This window comes from Flavobacterium johnsoniae, assembly GCF_001879205.1.
GTDB lineage: Bacteria > Bacteroidota > Bacteroidia > Flavobacteriales > Flavobacteriaceae > Flavobacterium > Flavobacterium johnsoniae_A.
In genome coordinates this window covers 577167-599698 of sequence record NZ_MLFK01000009.1, presented here as the reverse complement: position 1 = coordinate 599698, position 22532 = coordinate 577167, and the positions used below count along the sequence as shown (strand labels likewise).

At 33.1% G+C, this 22532-nt stretch carries 23 protein-coding genes; 3 read left to right on the top strand and 20 right to left on the bottom strand.

The window, feature by feature from the left end; all coding sequences use genetic code 11:
• Positions 1–7 precede the first annotated feature (7 nt).
• The 11 genes from BKM63_RS18585 to BKM63_RS18540 all read right to left on the bottom strand — a co-directional run bounded on the left by BKM63_RS18585 (position 8) and on the right by BKM63_RS18540 (position 11852).
• Entirely contained in the window at positions 8–1732 is a 1725-nt protein-coding gene (locus BKM63_RS18585) for a sodium:solute symporter (RefSeq protein WP_071638048.1), read from the bottom strand.
• Between the two features lie 121 nt (positions 1733–1853).
• Positions 1854–4385, bottom strand: a complete 2532-nt coding sequence (locus tag BKM63_RS18580) for a PIG-L family deacetylase (RefSeq protein ID WP_071638047.1) — start codon at positions 4383–4385, stop codon at positions 1854–1856.
• A 153-nt stretch (positions 4386–4538) separates the two neighbouring features.
• Positions 4539–5066, bottom strand: a complete 528-nt coding sequence (locus BKM63_RS18575; protein WP_071638046.1) for a hypothetical protein — start codon at positions 5064–5066, stop codon at positions 4539–4541.
• A gap of 194 nt (positions 5067–5260) precedes the next feature.
• Positions 5261–7090 carry a hypothetical protein gene (locus tag BKM63_RS18570; RefSeq protein ID WP_071638045.1) on the bottom strand — a complete coding sequence of 610 codons (1830 nt, stop codon included), beginning with the start codon at positions 7088–7090 and terminating at the stop codon, positions 5261–5263.
• Between the two features lie 88 nt (positions 7091–7178).
• A complete protein-coding gene (locus tag BKM63_RS24075) occupies positions 7179–7646 on the bottom strand; it encodes an AI-2E family transporter (protein WP_278248028.1) in 468 nt (155 codons plus the stop codon).
• On the bottom strand, positions 7643–8278 hold the full coding sequence (locus BKM63_RS24070; RefSeq protein ID WP_278248027.1) for an AI-2E family transporter: 636 nt from the start codon (positions 8276–8278) through the stop codon (positions 7643–7645). The genes BKM63_RS24075 and BKM63_RS24070 overlap by 4 nt, the downstream gene beginning before the upstream one ends.
• A 110-nt stretch (positions 8279–8388) precedes the next feature.
• Positions 8389–8919 carry a mechanosensitive ion channel domain-containing protein gene (locus BKM63_RS18560; RefSeq protein ID WP_071638044.1) on the bottom strand — a complete coding sequence of 177 codons (531 nt, stop codon included), beginning with the start codon at positions 8917–8919 and terminating at the stop codon, positions 8389–8391.
• An 11-nt stretch (positions 8920–8930) separates the two neighbouring features.
• A complete protein-coding gene (locus tag BKM63_RS18555) occupies positions 8931–9515 on the bottom strand; it encodes a Maf-like protein (protein ID WP_071638043.1) in 585 nt (194 codons plus the stop codon).
• Positions 9508–10434: a geranylgeranylglycerol-phosphate geranylgeranyltransferase gene (locus tag BKM63_RS18550; RefSeq protein WP_071638042.1), complete on the bottom strand. Its 927-nt coding sequence runs from the start codon at positions 10432–10434 to the stop codon at positions 9508–9510. The genes BKM63_RS18555 and BKM63_RS18550 overlap by 8 nt, the downstream gene beginning before the upstream one ends.
• A 145-nt stretch (positions 10435–10579) precedes the next feature.
• The gene (locus BKM63_RS18545; RefSeq protein WP_071638041.1) at positions 10580–11107 is read right to left on the bottom strand and encodes a KdsC family phosphatase; all 528 of its coding nucleotides are present in this window, start codon (positions 11105–11107) and stop codon (positions 10580–10582) included.
• On the bottom strand, positions 11091–11852 hold the full coding sequence (locus BKM63_RS18540) for a Rossmann-like and DUF2520 domain-containing protein (protein WP_071638040.1): 762 nt from the start codon (positions 11850–11852) through the stop codon (positions 11091–11093). The genes BKM63_RS18545 and BKM63_RS18540 overlap by 17 nt, the downstream gene beginning before the upstream one ends.
• Before the next feature lie 275 nt (positions 11853–12127).
• Here BKM63_RS18540 and ccsA point away from each other — a divergent pair, with 275 nt between their 5' ends.
• Positions 12128–15322, top strand: a complete 3195-nt coding sequence (gene ccsA, locus BKM63_RS18535) for a cytochrome c biogenesis protein CcsA (RefSeq protein ID WP_071638039.1) — start codon at positions 12128–12130, stop codon at positions 15320–15322.
• 70 nt (positions 15323–15392) lie between these two features.
• Here ccsA and arsB read toward each other — a convergent pair whose 3' ends face one another.
• The 8 genes from arsB to BKM63_RS18495 form a co-directional block, all read right to left on the bottom strand.
• Positions 15393–16460 carry an ACR3 family arsenite efflux transporter gene (gene arsB, locus BKM63_RS18530; protein ID WP_071638038.1) on the bottom strand — a complete coding sequence of 356 codons (1068 nt, stop codon included), beginning with the start codon at positions 16458–16460 and terminating at the stop codon, positions 15393–15395.
• Between the two features lie 3 nt (positions 16461–16463).
• Positions 16464–17081, bottom strand: coding sequence for a protein-tyrosine-phosphatase (locus tag BKM63_RS18525; RefSeq protein ID WP_071638037.1), 618 nt, complete (start codon positions 17079–17081; stop codon positions 16464–16466).
• 22 nt (positions 17082–17103) lie between these two features.
• Positions 17104–17577, bottom strand: coding sequence for a DUF6428 family protein (locus tag BKM63_RS18520; protein WP_071638036.1), 474 nt, complete (start codon positions 17575–17577; stop codon positions 17104–17106).
• Positions 17578–17595: 18 nt separating this feature from the next.
• The gene (locus BKM63_RS18515; RefSeq protein ID WP_071638035.1) at positions 17596–17928 is read right to left on the bottom strand and encodes an ArsR/SmtB family transcription factor; all 333 of its coding nucleotides are present in this window, start codon (positions 17926–17928) and stop codon (positions 17596–17598) included.
• Positions 17929–18007: 79 nt separating this feature from the next.
• Positions 18008–18745, bottom strand: coding sequence for a DUF3667 domain-containing protein (locus tag BKM63_RS18510; protein ID WP_071638034.1), 738 nt, complete (start codon positions 18743–18745; stop codon positions 18008–18010).
• 28 nt (positions 18746–18773) lie between these two features.
• On the bottom strand, positions 18774–19157 hold the full coding sequence (locus tag BKM63_RS18505) for a DoxX family protein (RefSeq protein WP_071638172.1): 384 nt from the start codon (positions 19155–19157) through the stop codon (positions 18774–18776).
• A gap of 83 nt (positions 19158–19240) precedes the next feature.
• Positions 19241–20029, bottom strand: coding sequence for an anti-sigma factor (locus BKM63_RS18500; RefSeq protein ID WP_071638033.1), 789 nt, complete (start codon positions 20027–20029; stop codon positions 19241–19243).
• On the bottom strand, positions 20029–20559 hold the full coding sequence (locus BKM63_RS18495) for an RNA polymerase sigma factor (protein ID WP_053473258.1): 531 nt from the start codon (positions 20557–20559) through the stop codon (positions 20029–20031). Before BKM63_RS18495 ends, BKM63_RS18500 begins: the two co-directional genes overlap by 1 nt.
• A 278-nt stretch (positions 20560–20837) precedes the next feature.
• Between BKM63_RS18495 and BKM63_RS24065 the strand changes: the two genes are divergently transcribed.
• Both BKM63_RS24065 and BKM63_RS18490 read left to right on the top strand, forming a co-directional pair.
• Positions 20838–20963 (top strand): hypothetical protein, encoded by a 126-nt coding sequence (locus BKM63_RS24065; RefSeq protein ID WP_278248026.1) that lies wholly within the window; start codon positions 20838–20840, stop codon positions 20961–20963.
• Between the two features lie 358 nt (positions 20964–21321).
• Positions 21322–21909: a glutathione peroxidase gene (locus tag BKM63_RS18490; RefSeq protein ID WP_071638032.1), complete on the top strand. Its 588-nt coding sequence runs from the start codon at positions 21322–21324 to the stop codon at positions 21907–21909.
• Positions 21910–22030: 121 nt separating this feature from the next.
• Here the strand turns inward: BKM63_RS18490 and BKM63_RS18485 are convergent, their stop codons facing one another.
• A complete protein-coding gene (locus BKM63_RS18485) occupies positions 22031–22528 on the bottom strand; it encodes a GNAT family N-acetyltransferase (RefSeq protein WP_071638031.1) in 498 nt (165 codons plus the stop codon).
• Positions 22529–22532 lie beyond the last annotated feature (4 nt).

Here is a 22532-nt window from a genome sequence, read left to right as displayed (position 1 = left end):
TCATTTTTTATTCTAATACTAAATCATTGTCATTCGGTTTTCCTCTGAAAAATAAAAACTGCATAATCAACGATAATACGATAGTTAAAATCGCTCCAATGAAATTCAGCCATAAGTAACCTAATTTTTCATTGGTATAAATCATATAATAGTAGATAACAAAAATGGTTAACTGGCTTATTATAGCGCTAATAAACATTGGCTTTGCCTGAACTCTTTTGAGGTAAAAACCAACCAAAAATATTCCCAACACAGTTCCGTAGAAAATAGAACCGATAATATTTACCAGCTGAATTAAGTTTTCAAACAAAGTTCCCACGCAGGCAAAAAGTATGGCTACAATTCCCCAAAACAGTGTAAAAAATTTGGTGGCATTTAGATAATGCTTCTCTGATTTTTCGGTTTTGAGATTTCTTTTATAAATGTCAATTGCAGTGGTCGAAGCCAAAGCAGTTAATCCGGAAGCAGTTGACGACATGGCTGCGGAAAGAATAACAGCCAGCAGCAATCCAATTAATCCTTTTGGCAAATAATGGAGGATAAAATGAAAAAAGACATAATCTTTATCATTTGTTTCGCTGTTGCTGTCCGCTCTTGAAATAATTTCTTTAGCACGATCGCGCAGGTCTTTTTCTTTGTTTGATAAGGCCACCAATTCTTTGCGTAGAATAGGATTGTCGTAGTCTTGATTCAACTGGTCTATGTACAGTAAATTGATTACCTTTTTGTCTTCGGACAATTTGCTCAGCTTTTTTTCTAAAGTGTGATATTCTTCTTTGTAAGCTGATTTTTCAATTACAATTTTATTATTCGGATTAAAGTTTAACGGTACGGGATTGAACTGAAAAAATACAAAAACCATTACTCCTGTTAACAGAATGAAAAATTGCATTGGCACTTTCAAAAGTCCGTTCATGATTAATCCCATTTGGCTTTCTGCAACTGATTTTCCGGATAAATACCTTCCTACCTGAGATTGATCTGTTCCAAAATAGGCAAGGGCTAAGAAAAAACCTCCTGTAATACCGCTCCAAAAAGTATATTTTTCTTCCGGATCAAAAGAAAAATCTACAATATTCATTTTATCATTAGCACCGGCAATATGCAGTGCGCTTGTAAACGTCATATCGTTTGGCAGATAATGCAAAATCAGGAAAAATGTAATGAGCATTCCAGACATGATTACAAACATCTGCTGTTTCTGAGTTACGTTTACAGCTTTTGTTCCTCCCGAAAAAGTGTAAATAATAACAAGAACTCCAATTATGATATTCATAATCGTAAGGTTCCAGCCCAAAAGAGCCGATAAGATAATGGCAGGAGCATAAATGGTAAGCCCTGTTCCTAAACCTCTTTGAACCAGAAATAAGATTGCAGCAAGAGAACGGGTTTTTACATCAAATCGTTTTTCAAGAAATTCATAAGCGGTAAAAACTTTATTTTTATGATAAAGCGGAATAAATGTCAAACAAATGACGATCATGGCAATTGGCAGTCCAAAATAGAATTGCACAAACCCCATTCCGTCATGATAAGCCTGCCCGGGTGTTGACAGAAAAGTAATGGCGCTGGCCTGAGTTGCCATAACCGAAAGCCCAACGGTGTACCAGGGAGTTTCGTTGTTTCCTAAAATGAAATCTTCAACGTTTTTACTTCCTTTGGTTTTCCATGAACCATATCCAACAATGAATAAAAGTGTTACAATAAGTACGATCCAGTCAAATAGCTGCATAGGTTATGAATAAAATTGCATGATTAAGAAAAAAATCACAATGTAAATTGCATTAGCAACCAGGACATAGGTGTAACTTTTCTTCCATTTTTTTGTTTTTTTTGCTTCCATTTCTCGAAATTTATTGCTTTATATCTTGTTTAGGAGCTTCTAAGGGCTGTTTTAGCGAAATAATATTCGACAGTAGTTTGTATGCACCGGCAACCCCTTCTGGTAATTCTCTAAAAAAGCTTAAACCCGTGTAAATATAGTATCCTTTTCCATACGGAGCGACTAATAAAGCACCATTCTTAGCAGATTCTCCTTTATCATGAGATGAAATAATAGGAGTGAAGGCAGGATCGTATTCGTCCGGGTAATATAAACCTTGTTCCTGAGTCCAGCCTTCAAAATCTTTGGATGAAATTTTATTAGGCGTATTTAGAACAGGATGATTTGGTGCCAAAAAGGTAACTTTTGCATTTTCTTCGGTTACACGGTCATTAGATAATTTTAATGGATAAGGGGCAATTTTATCGGTTACTAATTTTCCGTTTGTATTGTATTGCACAATCATATTTTTACCGCCTTTTACAAAATTGAATAAAATGTTTTGCTTGTTTGCCAAAGCATTTACGGTATTATAAGCACGAATTCCTGTTATTACGGTGCTGAAAGAGTCTAGTTTTTCAGGTGTGATTTCCTCTGGTTTTAAAATAGAAACTTTGTATCCCATTTGGGTTAAACTTTCAGGAACTTCATCGCCGGCACCCATAATATAAGCAATAGCGTCACCCGAAGTTTTTAAATCTATCCTGATGCATTTTGATTCGGCTGGTTTTAAAACCATTTGTTTAGTAATATGATTGAAATCAATAATAGTCTGATCTCTGTCAAAACGTTTATTATCTACAACAGCAATGCTTTTTGCAGTCACTTCCTCAGGATTTACAGGAGGTGTAACTTCAAAATAAAATATTTGTTCGTTTCCTTTTTTATCTAAAGAAAACGGAATTTGTTTTGGAGAAACCGTCCAGCTTTTTGGAAGTTCCAATTGCAGATTTCCTTTTATGTCATCTTTTCCTGCGCGAACTTTTACCGGCACCATTTTGCTTTTTGTATCTCTAAAAACCAAAACTTTCTCTAAAATAGAAGTAGTAACTTCCGGAACTATATCCAGGAAATTATACATTTCTCCTTTTACGCCATCATTATACTTGTACACAACAGTTCGTTCAAACGGAATTTCAACTCCATTTATCTTAACATTAAAAACAACTTTTGCTTCTCTAATAATATCTGGAATTCCAATGTTTTCCTGATTAGAAACTGTATACATTCCAACAGTTGCTTTTTCCTTTAACCAATAGGGCTGTGTATATTCGATATTGTTTGGAAGCTGCATTTGCAAAGAGATTCTTTGATCATTATTGTCTTTTAAAATACTGTTTTGAATTGTCGTTTTGTTGTCTGGCAATGTTGTTATACTTGCTAATTGCATTTCGACTGCACATCTGTTAATGGCTTCTAAACTTAATTTTATAGTGCTTCCCGGAGTTGCTTCCTGCTCGCTTGCAACAGCTTCAAGATATAAACCGGAACAAGAAGCAATAATGTTTTTTATTGCCGCTGCTTTTAAAGTTTTCCAATGTCCATCTTCTAAAGCTTCAATCATGGTATATGCTTTTACCAAATCCGGAATACTTGCAGATGGATTGTTGAAATTGTATTTTTCGATAATTACTGCAATCAAATCTCCAATTGGTTTTCCGTTTTTAACGCGGTTCCAGCTGGTATCGATGCCGTCAAATAAATTGTCGCGGTCTTTGGGTGTTTCGCCATTAATTAATTCCAGATATTCCGTTTCAAGACCGCGAACACCAGTGCTTCCAAATCCTTGCGATTGATGACGGCTTCTGCTTAAAGCGGCAATTTCCTGATTAGATTTTCCTAATCCGGTATAATAAACACCTGTTTCCAGTTTTGTGAATTTAGATTTATTAGCAGCGTCGAATTTTTCCTGGCTTCCGTAAAACCACCAGGAAGGGTTAAAAAACTGGCGTTTTACCTGCCATGGCGAAACAAATTTTAATTGTTCAGGATAAATTTTCGGATCATTTGTAAGCTTAAAACTTTCAACGCTCAACATTGCCGATGAAGTATGATGACCGTGTGTAGTTCCCGGTGAACGGTGATCAAATCGATTAATAATAATGTCCGGCTGAAATTTTCTTATGGTCCAGACCACATCGGCAAGGACTTTGTCTTTATCCCAGATTTCTAATGTTTCTGATGGATTTTTAGAAAAACCAAAGTCATTTGCACGCGAAAAAAACTGTTCGCCTCCATCAATTTTACGGGCTTCAATTAATTCCTGAGTTCTAATTACACCAAGTAATTCGCGCAATTGCGGACCAATTAAGTTTTGACCTCCATCGCCTCGTGTTAATGACAAATAACCGGTTCTTGCATTCATTTCATTAGCCAGATAAGCTATCATTCGGGTATTTTCATCATCAGGATGTGCGGCAACATACAATACAGAACCTAAAAAGTTTAGTTTCTTGATTTGATTGTAAATTTCGACTGTGTTTGGTTTTTGCGGCTGTTGTGCAAATGAGATTTGAAAACCTATAAAAAATAAAAGAAGTATTTGAACCTGTATTTTTTGCATGGTGTAGTTAAATGGTTTTGTAATAGCTTCAAAAATACTAATAAAATTATGAAACAGTATTTAAATGAAATGTTAATGGTAATTTTTGAAAGCTCTTTGAATGAGTTTTAAAATAGAAAAAGAGCGTATTAAACTTAATACGCTCTCATTGTTTTATCTTCTTCCGTGACCTCCATGTCTGTGATCATCATCGTGGTCGTCATGATCGTGTCTGTCATGTTTTCCATGGTGTTTATCATGTTTGTCGTAATGTTTGTAATCTCTGCGATCATAACGACGTTCGTTGTAGCCGTAAACCGGTCTTGGTTTGTAAGGTCTTTGAGCAGGACCATGATATCCTCTATAATATTTTACTCTATGACGATCGAAGTAAGTATAAGGAGTTCTTCCGTGATAATCAGTTAAAACTACTTTGTAACCTCCATATAAATCATAGTTTCTGTATTGTCTTGGCAAATAAGTGGTTCTTACCCATCTTCCTCCTCCAAAATAGATGAATTGCGATGCACGTACATCATAATAAGCTTCGATATCTGGGAGATAGTAATACTCCATTTCAGTATATCCTGCAGGTCCCCAAGCTGGCGGATTTCCTATATTAACGTTAATCGATACCTGAGCTTGCGTGGCATTTGCAATCAAAAGGAATAGTCCGGCGATTGCTATTTTTATTGTTTTCATCTTTTCTAAAGTTTTTAATGTTAATCTTGTTTAAGGATTTTCATATACCGTGCCAAAAATAAAAAACAATTGCATTTCGTCGGATAAAAAATGTATTTTGACGACTTGGTTTGAGTTATGTCTTTTGTAAAATATTGATTTTTAAAGCATTTGTATCAGCTTATGTAATCAAAAAAAAATCAAAATATTTTTTATTATTTATAATCAACAGTTCTTGGTTTTGCAAGTTCGAAACTTTGTAAACCATAATCAGTTGTTTCAAAAGTATTGGTTTTGAAAACATTATCTCCCTGGAAAGGAATACTTGGATAATAAGACAGTGACAGCTGAAAAGAACTAAAAACTAAGTAGTCATTACTGATTAATAATCCTAAAGTAATTTTTGAATAGGGTTTGCTGTTAAACATAGCGCTATCCGGTGTTCCTAAAAATGCGATTGTATAATTAAAAAAAGGATTTAAACGGAATCCCCAGAGCGCATAAGGGGAGTAAGTCTGGGTTTGAAGAGATAAAACTGTTTTACTTGTTCCGTACAAAGCACTATTGAACCCAGCTAAACCATTTCGCTCGTTTATATTCAGTTGATCTCCTATTACATCTTCATGATTGGCACCAATGACAACTTTCGGGTTTATGAATTGCCGCAGTTTCCAGGTTCCAAGATTAAATAGTTTTGTAAAATAATTTGATTCGAGCAAATAAGCTGTTTGGTAAGTGTTGGACTTGTAGAAATACGTTCCTGCTTCAAAATTCATACTCAGGAATCCAAAACGGTAATAATTTCCAAAAGAAAACTGCGCGCCTGCATAAGGTCTCCAAATCCTATTTTTATATTGATACCCGAATGTAATTCCATATATTCTTCCTATCGGCACATCTTCTGTCTGCCCGTTTCTAAAAATATAATTGTCTTTTATAAATTTACGTCGGTTAAGTCCAATTCCCATTAAAAGAAGTTTTTCATCCGAGTAAAAATCAGTTGGATCATATAAAGAATCTGGCGATTCGCTGTAATTAATATTTAAAAACCGTGCAGAAGTAATTAAGTTTGTTATGGCTTCATTGTCGTCTTCATAAACTTTTGTTGCTTTACCTACCCATAAATCCTGAAAATTATTTTTCAAAGGCTGAAATGCATACGTTAAATCCGGAGCCTGTAAACTATCTCTTCTAAAGTTTTGACCAACATAAACACCGCCGGCCCATTTAGTTAAAGGCGAATAGAAATCTCTTTCAATATCTATACTTTTAGTATAATTGTTGTCTAAGTCCTTGTTATAGTGAAGTATGGTTGAGATATAGGTGTTTTTAATGTTAGGAACGGTATAGGTTACATCATTACCGTTTCGGCCATCGTCAAATCGATTGGTAAATCGATATTCCAGCTGTTGTCCTGATCCAAAAAAGTCTTTTTCTTTAAATCCAACCGAAACTCTGCTGCTGGATATAGAAAACCGCGGAATTGTACTCCATGAGTCTAAAACCCTGATTGTAACATCAACAGAATCTGAAGCCGGACTGGCTAGTTCATTAGAAATCCTAACAGCCGTAACATATCTTTGAGCACGAATTAAACGTTCAGTTTCCTGTACTTTATAGGAGTCATAGGGCGTGTTTCTTCTAAATAATAAAAGATTATAAATGGCAATTTTTTTTGTTTTAAGATGGAGCCTGTTTCCTGTTCTTTCTCCCCAATTTTTGGGCGCTACAGTAGTATCTGAAATAGAATAACCAAACGGATCTAAAGTAACAATGTTTATTTTTCTGATAATTTTTCCGTTGAAACGTTCTGTATCACTCGGCTCAATAATTTCTTTCTTTTTAGGTCTTTTTGACCTGAAAAGCAATTTATGAAGTGTTTGAGTGAACTTATTTTTTTTGGAGTAATTTTTTATTTTGGTATAAATCTCGGTACTGTCTTTTTTGGGAGACTTGTCTTTTTTTGTATTATCTGTCTGGGCACAAATGCTTTGAAAACAAAAGCATAAGGTTATAAAAACAATTATTTTTTTATTTAGTAACATTCAGATAATTTTAAACTTATTTTAAAGGCTGATTATTCTATGAATTTAAGATAAATAACACAAATATTTTAAAAATCAGCAGATTATTTTACTCTTGTACTTTTGCTCTTCGAACTCTCCACGTAAATCTTCTCGGCATGTGATTTCCCATTAAGTATCCCCAGGGTTCCAGTGATTCGATTCTGTCAAAAATAATTTTTAGAATTGCCAGGAGCGGAATTGCAAGGAACATTCCTGAAATTCCGGCGGCGGCACCACCAACTATAATTCCCATAATAGAAACGAATGCATTTATTTCTACTTTTGAGTTAATAATCAGAGGTACAAGTAAGTTATTATCAATTAATTGAACAATAACATTAACTACAAGGATCCCTAAAAGCATAGAAGTTTCTGCAGATCCTGTTAAAGAAGCTAAAACCGTAATAATTCCGGCAATTAAAATTCCGATGTATGGAACGAGATTTAAAATTCCGGTTATCAATCCTAATAAAATAAAATATTTTATACCAATAATCCACAGTCCTAAACTTGTCAGTATAGCTACAACAATCATTTCGATAATAAACTCACAATATAATTGTTGATAGAAACTTTAATCTGAGAAAGAATATCTTTTAAAACAGCATGGTTTTCCTTATTGATTAATTTGGCTAAAAACAGTTTGAAATGTTCTTTATAAATTAAGAACAAAAACGTATAAATGACAATAATAGTACTGTCAAGCACAACATCGCTAATTGATATAATGGCCGAACCTAAAGTAGCATTTCCATTTTTTACTGAATCTTTGGTTACAGTATCCAGATATTTTTTCTGTTCGCCAATACTTACCTGAAAATTTTCTCTAATAAACTTGTGAATTTCAATGATAAAAGAATTGGCATTTTTCTTTATAGTATCAAAATCATTGGCCATATTGGTGACCTGATAAGAGATGAAAACCAAAATTCCTACTATAAATGAAAGGAAAATTAAAACACAAACAATCGCGGCAAGGTGTCTTGGAAACTTAAATTTTGTGTTTAAAAAAGTAAAAATAGGAAGGAGTAAAACAGCAAATAAAAAAGCTAATAATACGGGAGTAATAATATCTTTGGCAATGCAAAACATGTAAGCAAATGAAATCAAGCTTACTAATATACAAGCAAGTTTTGCATAAAACGGCAACTTTAGAGGTTGGGTCATTTTGGTGAGATTTTTAATAAATGTATAATTGGTTAAGCAAATATTATAATATAATTAAATTATAACGTTCCAGCTTTTTCTGTATACTTTATAAAATTCCCATTCAAAAATTAATCAAAAAATTCTTTCTCTTCGTAATGTGCTGGCATAATCGAAATTCCCTTTTGCAAAAGGAGGTTATTAGGAAAAATAATTTTTTCGCCTTCTTTGGTTCTTAGGTTTACATGAAAAGCGCTGATGTCTTCTATTTCAGCTTCTATTGGAAAATCTTTATCATGAATTTTTATTGTATCTCCAATTCTAAAAGGGAAGGAAAAGAATAAAATCATTCCGGAAGTAATATTGCTCAAAATAGACCATTGTGCAAACATGGCCACGCCAATTACGGTTGCAATTGACGAAACTGTAATGAATATATCTTTTGTTTCAACTCCCCAGATTACAATAAGACTAATGGTTACCAGAATATTCATTAAAATATGAATGTATTTGATAACCAAATTGGTGCGATGTTCTAATAAATGACTTGTTTTAGCATAACGGCGAACTAATTGTGCAATAATAACTCTTAGTGCTGCTAATGCTAAAAGGAGAATTATAGTAGTTAAAATTTCCTGGCTATATTCTTTAAACGAAAACATAAATTTAATTTTTACACTAATGTAGTCAAATATTCGTAAACTTTGGCTGTTGGAAGTCCCATAACATTGGTATAAGAACCTTCTACTTTTGTAACTGCCATGAAACCAAACCATTCCTGAATGCCGTAAGCGCCTGCTTTATCGTAAGGTTTGTAATTTTCGATGTAATATAAAATAGCTTCGTCTGATAATTCTTTAAAAGTTACTTTGGTAATATCATGTAAAAGGGTAGAAGCGGTATTGGTTTGAAAGCACACAGAAGTAATCACTTCGTGCGTAGCATTCGACATTGATTTGATCATTTTAAAAGCTTCTTCGGCATTTTTTGGCTTTCCTAAAGCTTTATTCTGATGCCATACTATTGTATCGCTTGTTATTAAAATTTCATTTTCGTTTAATTCTCCTTCAAAAGCAGCTGCTTTCAGCTGTGCCAGAAAATTGGTTATTTCGACAGCCTTTAATTCCGGAGGGTAAATTTCTTCAACATCTTTTAAACGAATTTCAAAATCAAGATCTAAATCCTTGAAAAACTGTTGTCTGCGCGGTGATCCCGAAGCCAGAATTAATTTGTATTTTTTGAGTTTGTCTTTAAGCATTGTATTTAATGTTTAAGCTGATTACGAATATTGACAAGATTCCGAACAATAAAATCAATTTTAAAATAGAACTTAAATGATGAAAATCTTTTTTGGTTTTGGCACTAAAAATTTTTACGATAAAGTATAATAATGGTGCTAAAACAAAAGCAAACGCATAAAACGTAACTATGAAAAGATTATTTTCGACAAAATATTTATTGATATAAAGCAATGATAATATAAACGGAATTACAGCAAATCCCAAAGCAATTTTTGTAGTTCTGGTTTTTCCTATTGCAATTGGTAAAGTATTCATTCCCTGGTTATAGTCACCATCCATGTCCTCGATATCTTTCACTATTTCACGAACAAAGTTGATCATAAAAGCAAACAGCGCGTAATCTGTCAGGATTGAAAAAAGACTTGCCATCTGAGCTTTATTCTCTATAGTAGTGGCCGGAAAAAGATCGAAAACACCAATTATTAGTACGCTTATTGATAATAATGCGGCTACAACAAAATTCCCAACAATCATAATTGATTTTAACGTCGTGGCATAAAAATAAAGCAGCGATGCAATTAAAATAAAAAGCGAAGCAAATGTTGGACGTAAAATAATATTTGCCAAAACAAATCCAAGTGCAACTCCTGTAACGTTAAGTCCTATGTAAATATTAAACGCAGCTGTTTCTGAAATTCCTTTGCCGATTACCACGTCCTGAGGCTTGTTTATAGTATCTGTAGCAACATCATATATATTATTAATCACATAACCCGCGGCAGCCAGTAAAACAGTGCTCAAAACTAAAAGCCCGTACTGCCAGTCGGCTAATGCCAACGGAATATCCTGTTGTTTTAAAAAAGCATAACGAAATAAAAGCTGCATAAAAGCAAGCAGTAGTAAGTTTTTATATCGAATTAGTTTTAGGTATTTCATTTTTTTTTAAGTTGCAAAGGTTCAAAGGGGCAGAGGTGCAGAGGTTTTTCTTTAGAGACTTTGTCAAAGTTTAAAACTCTGACAAAGATTATATTTTAGTGATTCGTTGTAAACTGAGACTGAGACTGCAAACTGCGACTATAAACTAGTCATGTTGTCCATTAAAATGCTCCATCCATTTTCCCTGTACTTTCATTACCTGCTCGATAACATCACGTGCAGCGCCTTTTCCACCTTTTACATGCGAAATATAACGGCAGATGTTTTTAATTTCAGGACTTGCATCTTGCGGACAGGCTGGCAGCCCAACTAATTTCATTACGTGGTAATCCGGAATATCGTCTCCCATATATAAAACCTGTTCTGGCTTAATATCTTTAATATCAGTATACTCTTTGAATGTTTTAACTTTGTCAGGAGTTCCTAAATGAATATCAGCGATTCCTAAATTACGAAGTCTTACGCGAACGCCTTCGTTGCTTCCGCCAGAAATAATACAAACATTGTAACCGCTTTCTACCGCAGCTTTTAATGCATAACCATCTCGGATATTCATTGTACGAAGAATTTCTCCTTCTGTGGTTACAAAAACGGAACTGTCTGTAAGTACGCCATCAACATCAAAAATAAATGTTGTAATGTCGTTCATCATTTCTTTATAACTTTTTGCCATTATTCTGTATAGATTGTGTTAGTATTTTATAAATATTTTTTTGATTTTCGTTTGTAATAAATTCCAAATGGGCATTGGTTGTAACCGAATCATGGCGTTTTGCAGGGCCGGTCTGTGCGTCGATTGGATCTAAGGTTTTGATTTTTTCTGCAGTTTCCTGAATTAAAGGTCTTAGCACTTCAAAAGGAACCTGATGTTCTTCGCAGATTTCCTGGCCAATCTGGTACAAATGATTGGTAAAATTATTCACAAAAACGGCCGCCACATGAAGCGCTTTTCTCTGTTCTGAATTTATAGGGAAAACGGAGTTTGAAATGCTTTTAGCAGCGGTTTCCAAAACTCTAAAATCAAATGTGTTTTCTGCCTCCACACAAATTGGAATCACTGAAAAATCAACCTCTTTATTTTTAGAAAAAGTTTGGAGCGGATAAAAAACACCTCTGCGATTTTTGTTATCCAAAGTTTCAATTGAAGCCGTTCCCGAAGTATGAGCCACAAGTTGATTGTTAAAAGGCAATTGTGCTGAAACTTCTGCAATTGCGTTGTCTGTGACAGCAATTATATATAAATCTGACTCCTTTATATCGGCAAAATCATCTATAATTTTATCAAATTCAATCGCCGCAGTTAGATTTTCTTTTTTTCTGGAAAAAACCTGAACAATTTCGATAGCTTCACTTTTTTTAAAAGCTTTTATCAAATGCTGCGCGACATTTCCGGAACCAATTATCGTTATTCGAATCATAATGGCAAAATTAGTATTATTTTTTTAAGCAGAATAATACAGGAAGAAGTTTGACCGCATATTATACGGATTAAACTGATTTCTATTTACTTATCTATTTTATTAAGTATAAAATATGAAACATTCAAGTAAAAAAGCGATTATATCTAATCTGTATTATCTGCGGCTTACCTGCTACAAGGGCATATTTGGTTTTTATTAACAAATTACGCGTATCTCTAATCAACATTTTTAAGTATTTTTGTGGCACTTTTATACAATGTAATTCCCTAATAATGGATAAAAAAATATTCTCTTTTTTGTTTTCTACACGATTAATGGCCGTTCTTTTTTTAACATTCGCAATTGCAATGGGTGTTGGAACTTTTATCGAAAGTAAATACAATACCGATACAGCCAGAATTTTAATTTATAATACCTGGTGGTTTGAGGCGATAATGGCGATTTTTATGCTTAATTTCTTCGGAAATATTAAGCGCTATCAATTGCTTAAAAAAGAAAAATGGGCCACTTTATTACTTCATATTGCTTTTGTTTTTATTCTTTTAGGAGCATTTATTACACGTTATATCAGTTATGAAGGAATGATGCCAATCCGCGAAGGAGCAGCAGAAAACCAAATTTATTCAGACAAAACATTTTTAACCGTTTTTGTTGACGGTGAATATAAAGGAGAAATGAAACGAAGAGTTTTCGAAAAAAGTGTTTTACTTTCTCCCGTTACCAATAACGATTTTTCGATTTCAGGAAAATTCGATCAGACTCCTTTTGAAGTTACCTATTCTAATTATATAATGGGAGCGAAGGAAGTAGTGAAAGCAGATCCAAACGGAGCTTTATACCTTAAATTAGTTGAAGCCGGTTCAGGCGGACGTGAAGAACATTATCTAAAAGAAGGTGAAGTTCAAAATATTCACAACGTTCTATTTGCTTTAAATAAACCTACCGAAGGTGCAATTAACATCAATACAACTGGCGAAAAATATACCATTCAGACTCCTTTTGAAGGAGAATTTATGCGAATGGCAGATCAGTTAAAAGGAAAAGTTACGAAAGATAATGTACAGCCTTTAATGATGCGTTCTTTATACAGCATTGGCGATATTAGAATCGTTTTTCCAGATCCTGCCATGAAAGGAAAAATTGATTATGAATCAAATAACGATTACAAAGCAAAATCTCATACAGATGCTTTAATTGTAAAAGTAAAAGCGGAAGGTCAGGAAAAAGAAGTAATGGTTATGGGATCTAAAGGAAGTGTTGGAGAACCTAAAACCGTTAAAATTGGTAATATTGAATATTCTCTATTTTTTGGAAGTAAAGCTTATGTTTTACCATTTAAAGTTAAACTGAATGATTTTATTGCTACTAAATATCCGGGAACAGAAAAAAGTTATTCGGCTTTTGAAAGCAAAGTAACTGTTTTAGATTCTACGGAAACTTTTGATGCAGATATTTATATGAACCACGTATTAGACCATAAAGGATATCGTTTCTTTCAGTCTTCATTTGATCCGGATGAAAAAGGAACAGTATTGTCTGTAAACCACGATTTCTGGGGGACTTCTATAACCTATTTGGGATATTTCATGCTGTTCTTTGGTTTAATGGCTATTATGTTTACCAAACATTCTCGTTTTGCCGACTTGAAACGAAAATTAGAAGTAGTGAAAAAGAAAAAAGAAAAACTAATTACAGTTCTGGTTTTACTTTTGAGTTTGAATGGTTTTGCTCAGGCACCACACGTTCATACGCACGATCACGATCATAATCATGCAGCAGATCCAAACGATCATGCGAATCACGTTACGGCACCGCCAAGTCAAAAACAATTAGATTCGTTATTGACAATTTACAAAGCTCCGGAATCTCACGCAGCAAAATTTGGACGTTTGATTATTCAGGATGCGGGAGGAAGAATGAAACCAGTCAATACATTTTCTTCTGAATTACTTAGAAAAGTAAGCCAAAGTGATACATATAACGGAATGAATTCTGATCAGGTATTTTTGTCTATGACACAATATGCTCAGGTTTGGATTCAGGTGCCGATTGTGCATTTAAGAGCAGGAAACGATAGTATTCGTAAAATAATAGGTGTTGATAAAGATGCTAAACGTGCTCCTTTTGTTCAGTTTTTTGATGCTAACGGAAATTATAAACTTTCTCCTTATTTAGATGCAGCTTACAAAGCAGCAAATCCAAATCAGTTTGAGAAAGATTTTATCGAAACAGATAAAAAAGTAAACTTAATGGAATCTGCCTTAAGCGGAAGTATTCTGAAAATTTTCCCAGTTCCTAATGATCCTAATCATAAATGGGTTTCGTATTTAGAACGCGATAATAATGGTTTCAAAGGAATGGATTCTACTTATGTGAAACAGATTCTTCCATTATATTTCAGTGCGTTAAATAATGCTTCTATTTCTAAAAACTGGGATACAGCTGATCAATTGGTTGAAAGTATCAATGGCTTTCAAAAGAAATTTGGAGCAAAAGTTCGTCCAAGCGAACAAAAAATCGATGCCGAGATTGCATATAATAAATATGACGTTTTCAAAGTATTGCCATATTGGTATATTACAGCTTCAATCTTAATGTTGATTTTTACAATCGTAAATATCTTTTTTGAGAAGAAATGGCTTCGTATTACCATAAATGGTTTCCACATCATTATTGGACTTTTATTTGCGCTTCATACTTTAGGATTAATTGGACGCTGGTATATTTCGGGTCACGCTCCCTGGAGTAATGCCTACGAATCAATTGTGTATGTTGCATGGGCAACCATGTTCTTCGGATTGGCTTTTGACAGAAAATCAAAGCTTACCGTTGCATCATCTGCTTTCGTTACAGCTATGATTTTGATGGCAGCATATATGAACTGGATTGATCCTGAAATCGCAAATTTACAACCGGTTCTTAACTCTTATTGGTTAATGATTCACGTTGCGGTAATTGTAGGAAGTTATGGTCCTTTTGCTCTTGGACTGATTTTAGGTTTTGTATCTTTATTATTGATTTTCTTTACAACTGAAAAGAACAAAGCCAAAATGAGCCTGAATGTTAAGGAGATTACCTATATCAACGAAATGGCTTTAACAATAGGTTTAATTATGCTTACAATTGGTAACTTCCTTGGAGGACAATGGGCTAACGAAAGCTGGGGACGTTATTGGGGATGGGATCCTAAAGAAACTTGGGCGTTAATCTCAATTATGGTTTATGCTTTTATAATTCACGCTCGTTTTGTTCCTGCCTTAAGAGGAAAATGGTTCTTTAACTTAATGAGTATGTTTGGGTTTGTTTCGATCTTGTTTACTTATTACGGAGTGAACTTCCATTTAGTTGGTCTGCATTCTTATGCAACCGGAGAAGCACATTCTTTGAGCTGGATTTGGTACTCATTAGGAGTAATTGCAATAATTGGGGCAATAACATATCCAAAATACCGCAAACACTATAAATAGTATTTTGCTTTTATATACAAAAAAAAAGGTTCAGCTTAAAGTTGAACCTTTTTTTTGTGAATTACTTTTTCTAGGCTTGAGAAAAATATTTCTTTCGAAACCAAAATGCAGCATTGACTAATGCAATTAAAGCAGGAACTTCAACTAAGGGGCCAATTACTCCTGCAAATGCCTGTCCGCTGTTAATTCCAAATACTCCAATTGAAACCGCAATAGCAAGTTCAAAATTATTTCCGGTAGCAGTAAAAGCAATTGCGGTACTTTTAGAATAATCGGCACCAAAATATTTCCCGATGAAAAAGCTAAAAACAAACATAAGAGCAAAATAAATAAAAAGAGGAACAGCAATGAGAAAAACATCCATAGGAATCGCAACAATCAATTCTCCTTTTAAACTGAACATTATAATAATAGTAAACAACAAAGCGATTAAAGTAATAGGAGAGATGAACGGAATGTATTTATGCTCAAACCATTCTTCACCTTTTAGTTTTATCAATCCATATCTCGATATTATACCAAGGACAAATGGAATTCCAAGATAAATACCAACACTTTCTGCAATTTGGCCCACACTTATACTCACATTAAAACTCCTGTAACCAAATACGGGAGGTAAAACGGTTATAAATAAGTAAGCATAAAAGCTGTATAGAAAAACCTGAAAAATACTGTTCAGCGCAATTAATCCTGCTGCATATTCTCTATTTCCATCGGCCAGATCGTTCCAAACTACAACCATGGCAATGCAGCGCGCTAATCCAATCAAGATTAGGCCAATCATATATTCCGGATATTCGTTAAGAAAAAGCAATGCCAATGCAAACATCAAAACAGGGCCTATTATCCAGTTTAAAAATAAAGAGACACCTAAGACTTTTACGTTAGTAAAAACAGTTTTAAGGCGTTCGTATTTTACTTTTACCAAAGGAGGATACATCATTAAAATTAACCCAAGTGCCAACGGAATATTAGTTGTACCTCTAGAAAAAGAGTTTATAAAGTTTTTACTCGACGGAATGAAATATCCTATTGAAATGCCAATAGTCATGGCAATAAAAATCCAAATGGTTAAATAACGATCGAGAAATCCAAGCTTTTTGGGTTTATTTACCGGGAAACAATGAGTTGCAGACATAAATTATTTAATCTGAGAAAAGACATAAAACATTTCGGCTGCAATCTGCAGACTTCTTTCGGTATATTTTTCGTCTTGTTCCGGTGAATTATCAAATGCTTTTGGATCCTCAAATGTAATTGGAATGCGTTTTTCGGCTCCTGCTATAAAAGGACAACCTCCATCAGCCTGCGAGCAAGTCATTATAGCTGCAAAACCGGTTTCAGGATTGTAACTATCATCATAGGTTTTAGAAAATCCAATTACTGGATTTTCATTCGATGCAAATTTTATGGAATATACCGGATTTTTTCCTTCAGATATTTTTTTAATTTTAAATCCTGATTTAGAAAGTGTTTCGGCTACTTTAGGAAATAATGCTGTCGCTTCTGTTCCTCCAGAATAACAACTTACATTGTTTATATTGTAATAATAAGCTGCTGTCTGTGCCCAAACCTGCGATAAATGACTTCTTCTTGAATTGTGAGTACAAATTAGATTTAATCGTATTTCTAAATCAACATCACTTTTAGATTGAATAAAATCTATTAAAGGCTGTAAAATAGTTTTACGTTCAATTGTAATGGTGTTAAAGTTAAAAGAGGAAATGACTTCTTTAATTTCAGGGAATAAAGTATTCATAATTGAAATTTTAGATTATTTATTAGCAGCAAGAACCGCCGGGCGTACAGGAATTACCATTATCAGGACTCAATTGTGTTAAATTTAGTTTTGTTTTTTCGGACGGAATTCCGCATTGATCTTGTGCCAGACAAGCTGTAGTTTTATTTAACAGAAGAAAATCTTTTCCGTTAAAACCTAAATCATATTTTCCAATTGTAGTATTTTGATATTCAACTTCAATTTCATAATCCTGAATATTTAAAACCTTTTCAGAAAGTTCGATAATATGAACTAGTTTTTTAGGTTTCAATCTATGTTCAAAATCGTTGGCATCCCAAAGCTGGAAGTTTATAACTGTTTCATTGCGAACAACACCGCCGCAGTCAATAAAATTTTTTGTTATTAAACCCACCTCTGTTACATGAAAATGTTCGGGAACAAAATTTCCGTTTGGAAGTTGAAAATTTACTGTTTCTACGGTTTCTAATATTTTTTTAATTTCTGAAAGTTTCATAATATTTCTATTTAATAATTAACAGCATTCGTTATTTCGTTTTTCTAAATGAAGCGATACAACACCCAGAAAACCTTTTATTTTTTCAAAGCCTTTTTCGTTAATGCAATAACAAATCGCGTTTCCTTCGACATTTCCTTTAATTAATCCCGCATTTTTTAATTCTTTTAAATGCTGGGAGATTGTAGGCTGCGAAAGTGGAAGTTCGTTTACAATATCACCGCAGATACACGTATTTACTTTTAATAGATATTCTATAATCGCAATTCGGGCCGGATGACCTAGTGCTTTGGTTAAAACAGCCAATTCATTTTGGCTTTCTGTAAAATGATCTGATTTAGTTGCTCCCATCGTATTATTTTTATATTGCAATATTACGATATAAATTTAATTAGAATACTTTTTTTACCGACTTTTTTCGAAAAAAAATCTAATTATAGAATTTTCCAGTCACTAGAAGCACAATAGCAACCATCACCATTACAATGGTGAGGAAAATAATATGACTTAGAATAGATAAGAGCAAAGCTTTTATTCGGGATATTTTGTTGAAAAACTGAACATTAGTCCAAAAAATCAAAATAATATCCATCAAATAAAGAATTTTTACAATCGCATCAATCTGGGACGTTCCATTATAATAATAGAGAAAAGGAAAGGTAAGCAGATGTAAAAATAAGCGCTGAGAAGCTTTAAATGTATTAAGAACAAAAAGCTCTACAAAATTATATCCTTGCTTTCGAAAACAAATATAAGTCCCGATAGTAAAAATTGGAATTGTTGCTATTGTAGTCCATGAAAAATGCGTTGTTGCCCATTCGTTAAACCCCAAATAATCAATTCCATAAGAATTATTCGAATCTGGAAACAAGTTAATATGAAAATAATGATATAAAAATCCATACAACGTAGCCAGAACTACAACAAGAGAAAGCGGTTTAAAATGTCTGACACGTTTACCTTCTATAAATTCTCGTATAGAATGTCCAGGGCGGGTATATAACTGTTTTAGAGAATAAAAAATACCTTTATCAAAGTGGAAAAGCCCATGTTGAATATCGTGCCATAAAAAATGAATATTTATTTTATGGGTTTCAGCACTTTGACCGCAATTACTACAGTAATGGCCCTTAAATTTCTGTTTACAGTTTTTACAAATTATTTCCATACTCTATTTACAAATATTTAATAATGCTTTAATCTGTTTTTGGTTTTAAACCATTTGGATACATAATAACCAATAAAACACAAATTAGTAGAAAATTATATTCAACACCGTTTCTTCCACCTCCCACAACAAACCAGCCTTCCTGAAAATGAACCAGAACAATTCCCATTAACAGTATAAAAATAGTGACAAACCCTGCTGGTTTAATGTATTTATTTAAAAGTAATAATATAGCGGCAATAACATGCGAAATTTTAATGGACCATGCCAGAAAAACGCCAAAAGGTGCAAAACCAATTTGATTTAAATATAAGTTTCCGAAATCATTTATCCCGTTATTAAACATTCCAAAAACAGAATGAGTCAGCAGGATTATTGCTACAGCAATTCTTAAAAGTAAAGTTCCATTCATTTTAATATATTTTTTTTCAGAAAATAAGAAGCGCATATTAAAAGTAATTAATATGCGCTTTACATTTATAAATATTTTTGTTTTTACACTTTTCCTAAAGTATACAATTGTTCCATTGTAGGCGTTGGGCTTCCGCCGGCAGGCTCTAAAGTAATTCCAAAAGCTTCTGCCGAGTCTGTCTGGCTTACAGCGAATATTTTTTGCGAATTTCCTTCAAAGTTATCCAGTAAACCAATGCTTGTAGGCGTAAGAACCGGACTTAATTTTAAAGACCAAACCTGATATACCATTCCTTTTGGAGGCGTTGGTAAACCAGCAGCATCAATATAAGTTGTTTTCGTTTCCTTATTCCAGTATACTTTTGCAAAAGAAGTAGGAGAAACAGCCTGACCGCCAAGTGTTACCCCTGTATTTTTAATATCTCTGACAATACTAAGGTTTTTCTCGGTTTGTTTATTCTGCTGATCTAAGTAAGCAAAATCTCTTTGTATTTTGTTTTTCTCAGTTCCAACTGCAGCAATTGCTTGTTTTGATTTTGTTAATTCCAAAGTTTGATATCCAAAACCTAACAATAATAAAACTGCTGCCGCCCAGCCCACATACTGTATCCAGTTTAACGAAGGTTTTAAATCAACAACTTTACCATGTTTAAGTTCTAAACGAGCTTTAATTTTTTCAAAATTTTCAACAGAATGAAAAGGAGCAAAGCTTGATGATAAAGCAACAATGGCTTTTTCTATAGCAATAATTTCCTTATCTACTTCTGCATTATTCTTAGCCAGTTCTGCTATTTCCAGATTCTCTTTTTCGGTTAATAAACCGTAAACATAAAGTTCTAGAATTCCTGATTCAATATATTCTTGTGCTTCCATTATATTTTTAGATAATTTCTTAAATCGTTAATACAGTTTCTGTTTTGAGTTTTGATAGTACCCAGTGGCAGTGCCAATTCTTCTGAAGCTTCTTGTTGGGTATATCCTTTAAAAAATAACAAATCAATAATCTCTATACATTTAGGTTTCAATTTCTTTACGAATTCCTGAATTCCAATTGTATCAATTCGATTAATTAATTTATTACTGTCATCTAACAGATTTACGAAATTATCTGAGGAAAGGTTTTTTTGACTGTTATTAAAATTTTTTGATCGCAGCTTATCAATAGATGTATTTCTGGCAATATTAAGGATCCAGGTGTAAAAACGCCCTTTACTTTCGTTATAAGAATCGATGTTTTTCCAGATTTTTACAAAAACTTCCTGTAAAACATCTTCAGCTTCTTCTCGATTTTTAATTAAAACGTTTATGACCGAAAATAAACTTTTTGAGTACATATCGTACAAATGGGTAAAAGCTCTTTCGTCTTTTTTGTAAATTAAAACTAACAATTCTTCTTGACTCATAGATTTGGATTTAAAGCTTAAACAAAAAAATTATAGAACATATTTTATAACCTGAGATAAAGATAATTTATTTTTTTGTGAAAAATCATATTTTTTTTAGTAGCCAAAACCTTAGAAAAATAAAGGCTTGACAAAATATTTAGAAAAAAAGTGCAATTTTTTTTACTTTTTTTAAATCCAAAAACAAACTCCTTACGTATATAACATTAGAAATGAAATTGATAAATAAAAGCTTTTAGATAATTAATATAAAAACTAATTTTTTAATTACAGAATGTATGAAAGGAATAGAAAAAATTAGAGTATTAATTGTCGGTTTAACTACTGTTTTGTCACTTATAAACTTTAGTAATAGTGATTTTAAAAAGGAAGTTATTCAGGATCAGGTTAAAGTGTTTTTATAAAAAGATAAATAAAAAAGATTGCATAGTTGATGTCCTCGGACTTCCAGCAGAAAATAGTTTGCTAATGTTTGATCGCACAGTATAATGAACAGAAATTTTCCACTTATAAACGCCATTGATAAATAGAAACAGTGTGATTTAGATTAAGTAAATTTTCAAATATAACCGAGGCATCAACTATAGTTTAAAAAAATATATAAAAGAAAACAAAGATTAATTCATGGTTTGATTTGTTTGTATGGGGGGAAGCCCGGCGTCTGATTAACGCCGGGCTTCAATTTTTATTTAACTTATAATTAATAAAAATAATGATGTACACTAAATTAGATTTTAACTAATTTTATAAAAAAAATCCACAATGAAAAAAATACTATTTCTAGCCTGCAGTGCCGTCTTTTTTTTAAGCGTACAAACTCAGGCTCAAACAAGCAAGAATAAATTATCTAAATCAGATAAGGCTATGACAAAAGAAACAATTTATCAGTTTAAGGTTGAAGATTTATCGGGTGACACTTTTGATTTTGCGTCTTTAAAAGGCAAAAAAATCTTAATTGTAAATACAGCATCAAAATGCGGTTTAACACCTCAATACAAAGATCTTGAAGCAGTTTACAAAGAGTACAAAGACAAAGGTTTTGTAATTGTAGGTTTTCCGGCAAATAATTTTGCTTCTCAGGAACCTGGAACTAATAAGGAAATCGAAACTTTCTGCCAGCAAAATTACGGCGTTACTTTTCCTATGATGAATAAAGTTTCTGTAAAAGGAGATGATATGTGTGATGTATATAAATTCCTGACACAAAAATCTAAAAACGGTTTACAAGATTCGGAGGTCGAATGGAATTTTCAAAAATACCTAATCAACGAAAAAGGTGAATTGGTAAAAGTGATCAAACCTAAAACATTAGTAACAGAACCGGAAGTTATCAACTGGATAAAAAGCTAGTCAGCTAACTATTTAAACCAAAAAAATCCACAAATCTGAAAATCAAATTTGTGGATTTTTTTTAGGTTCAAAGCAACGAAGTTTTAAAGCAGCTACCGATTTATTCATAAGCCAATAAACGTTAGGTCAATATAAGCTGCATAAAAACAAGATCAAGCCAGTGATCAAATTTATAGCCAACCTCGCGGATAGTTCCTGTTGCCACAAAACCAAATTTTTCATGAAATGCAATACTTCCTGCATTATCAGCATCAATTGCACCAATCATAACATGAAATCCTTGTTCTTTTGCTAACCGAATTAATTCAGTTAATAATTTCGATCCTACGCCTTTACCAATCACATTATCAACGACGTAAACAGAATGTTCTACGGTAAATTGATATCCAATTTTTTCTCTAAACTGACCATAGCTTCCAAAACCAACCACTTCTCCGTCTAAATCGGCCACTATAACTGGTAAATTTTTAGCTTTTTTATCTTCAAACCATTTTGTCTGCACTTCCAGTGTTTGAACATCATAGCTATAATTTGCAGTTGTATGCAGAATAGAATGGTTTACAATTTCCAGAATTTTCATTAAATCATTTGTTGTGGCAGGTCTAAGTATAAGGCTCATGTTT

Coding starts and splice junctions, on each gene's coding strand:
- ccsA (WP_071638039.1), top strand. CDS start 12,128: ATGGATAAAAAAATATTCTCTTTTTTGTTTTCTACACGATTAATGGCC.
- BKM63_RS18555 (WP_071638043.1), bottom strand. CDS start 9,515: ATGCTTAAAGACAAACTCAAAAAATACAAATTAATTCTGGCTTCGGGA.
- BKM63_RS18560 (WP_071638044.1), bottom strand. CDS start 8,919: ATGTTTTCGTTTAAAGAATATAGCCAGGAAATTTTAACTACTATAATT.
- BKM63_RS18485 (WP_071638031.1), bottom strand. CDS start 22,528: ATGAGCCTTATACTTAGACCTGCCACAACAAATGATTTAATGAAAATT.
- BKM63_RS18550 (WP_071638042.1), bottom strand. CDS start 10,434: ATGAAATACCTAAAACTAATTCGATATAAAAACTTACTACTGCTTGCT.
- BKM63_RS18505 (WP_071638172.1), bottom strand. CDS start 19,157: ATGAATGGAACTTTACTTTTAAGAATTGCTGTAGCAATAATCCTGCTG.
- BKM63_RS18500 (WP_071638033.1), bottom strand. CDS start 20,029: ATGGAAGCACAAGAATATATTGAATCAGGAATTCTAGAACTTTATGTT.
- BKM63_RS24075 (WP_278248028.1), bottom strand. CDS start 7,646: ATGATTGTTGTAGCTATACTGACAAGTTTAGGACTGTGGATTATTGGT.
- BKM63_RS18490 (WP_071638032.1), top strand. CDS start 21,322: ATGAAAAAAATACTATTTCTAGCCTGCAGTGCCGTCTTTTTTTTAAGC.
- BKM63_RS18585 (WP_071638048.1), bottom strand. CDS start 1,732: ATGCAGCTATTTGACTGGATCGTACTTATTGTAACACTTTTATTCATT.
- BKM63_RS18545 (WP_071638041.1), bottom strand. CDS start 11,107: ATGGCAAAAAGTTATAAAGAAATGATGAACGACATTACAACATTTATT.
- BKM63_RS24065 (WP_278248026.1), top strand. CDS start 20,838: ATGAAAGGAATAGAAAAAATTAGAGTATTAATTGTCGGTTTAACTACT.
- BKM63_RS18570 (WP_071638045.1), bottom strand. CDS start 7,090: ATGTTACTAAATAAAAAAATAATTGTTTTTATAACCTTATGCTTTTGT.
- BKM63_RS18540 (WP_071638040.1), bottom strand. CDS start 11,852: ATGATTCGAATAACGATAATTGGTTCCGGAAATGTCGCGCAGCATTTG.
- BKM63_RS18510 (WP_071638034.1), bottom strand. CDS start 18,745: ATGGAAATAATTTGTAAAAACTGTAAACAGAAATTTAAGGGCCATTAC.
- arsB (WP_071638038.1), bottom strand. CDS start 16,460: ATGTCTGCAACTCATTGTTTCCCGGTAAATAAACCCAAAAAGCTTGGA.
- BKM63_RS18580 (WP_071638047.1), bottom strand. CDS start 4,385: ATGCAAAAAATACAGGTTCAAATACTTCTTTTATTTTTTATAGGTTTT.
- BKM63_RS18520 (WP_071638036.1), bottom strand. CDS start 17,577: ATGAAACTTTCAGAAATTAAAAAAATATTAGAAACCGTAGAAACAGTA.
- BKM63_RS18525 (WP_071638037.1), bottom strand. CDS start 17,081: ATGAATACTTTATTCCCTGAAATTAAAGAAGTCATTTCCTCTTTTAAC.
- BKM63_RS24070 (WP_278248027.1), bottom strand. CDS start 8,278: ATGACCCAACCTCTAAAGTTGCCGTTTTATGCAAAACTTGCTTGTATA.
- BKM63_RS18495 (WP_053473258.1), bottom strand. CDS start 20,559: ATGAGTCAAGAAGAATTGTTAGTTTTAATTTACAAAAAAGACGAAAGA.
- BKM63_RS18575 (WP_071638046.1), bottom strand. CDS start 5,066: ATGAAAACAATAAAAATAGCAATCGCCGGACTATTCCTTTTGATTGCA.
- BKM63_RS18515 (WP_071638035.1), bottom strand. CDS start 17,928: ATGGGAGCAACTAAATCAGATCATTTTACAGAAAGCCAAAATGAATTG.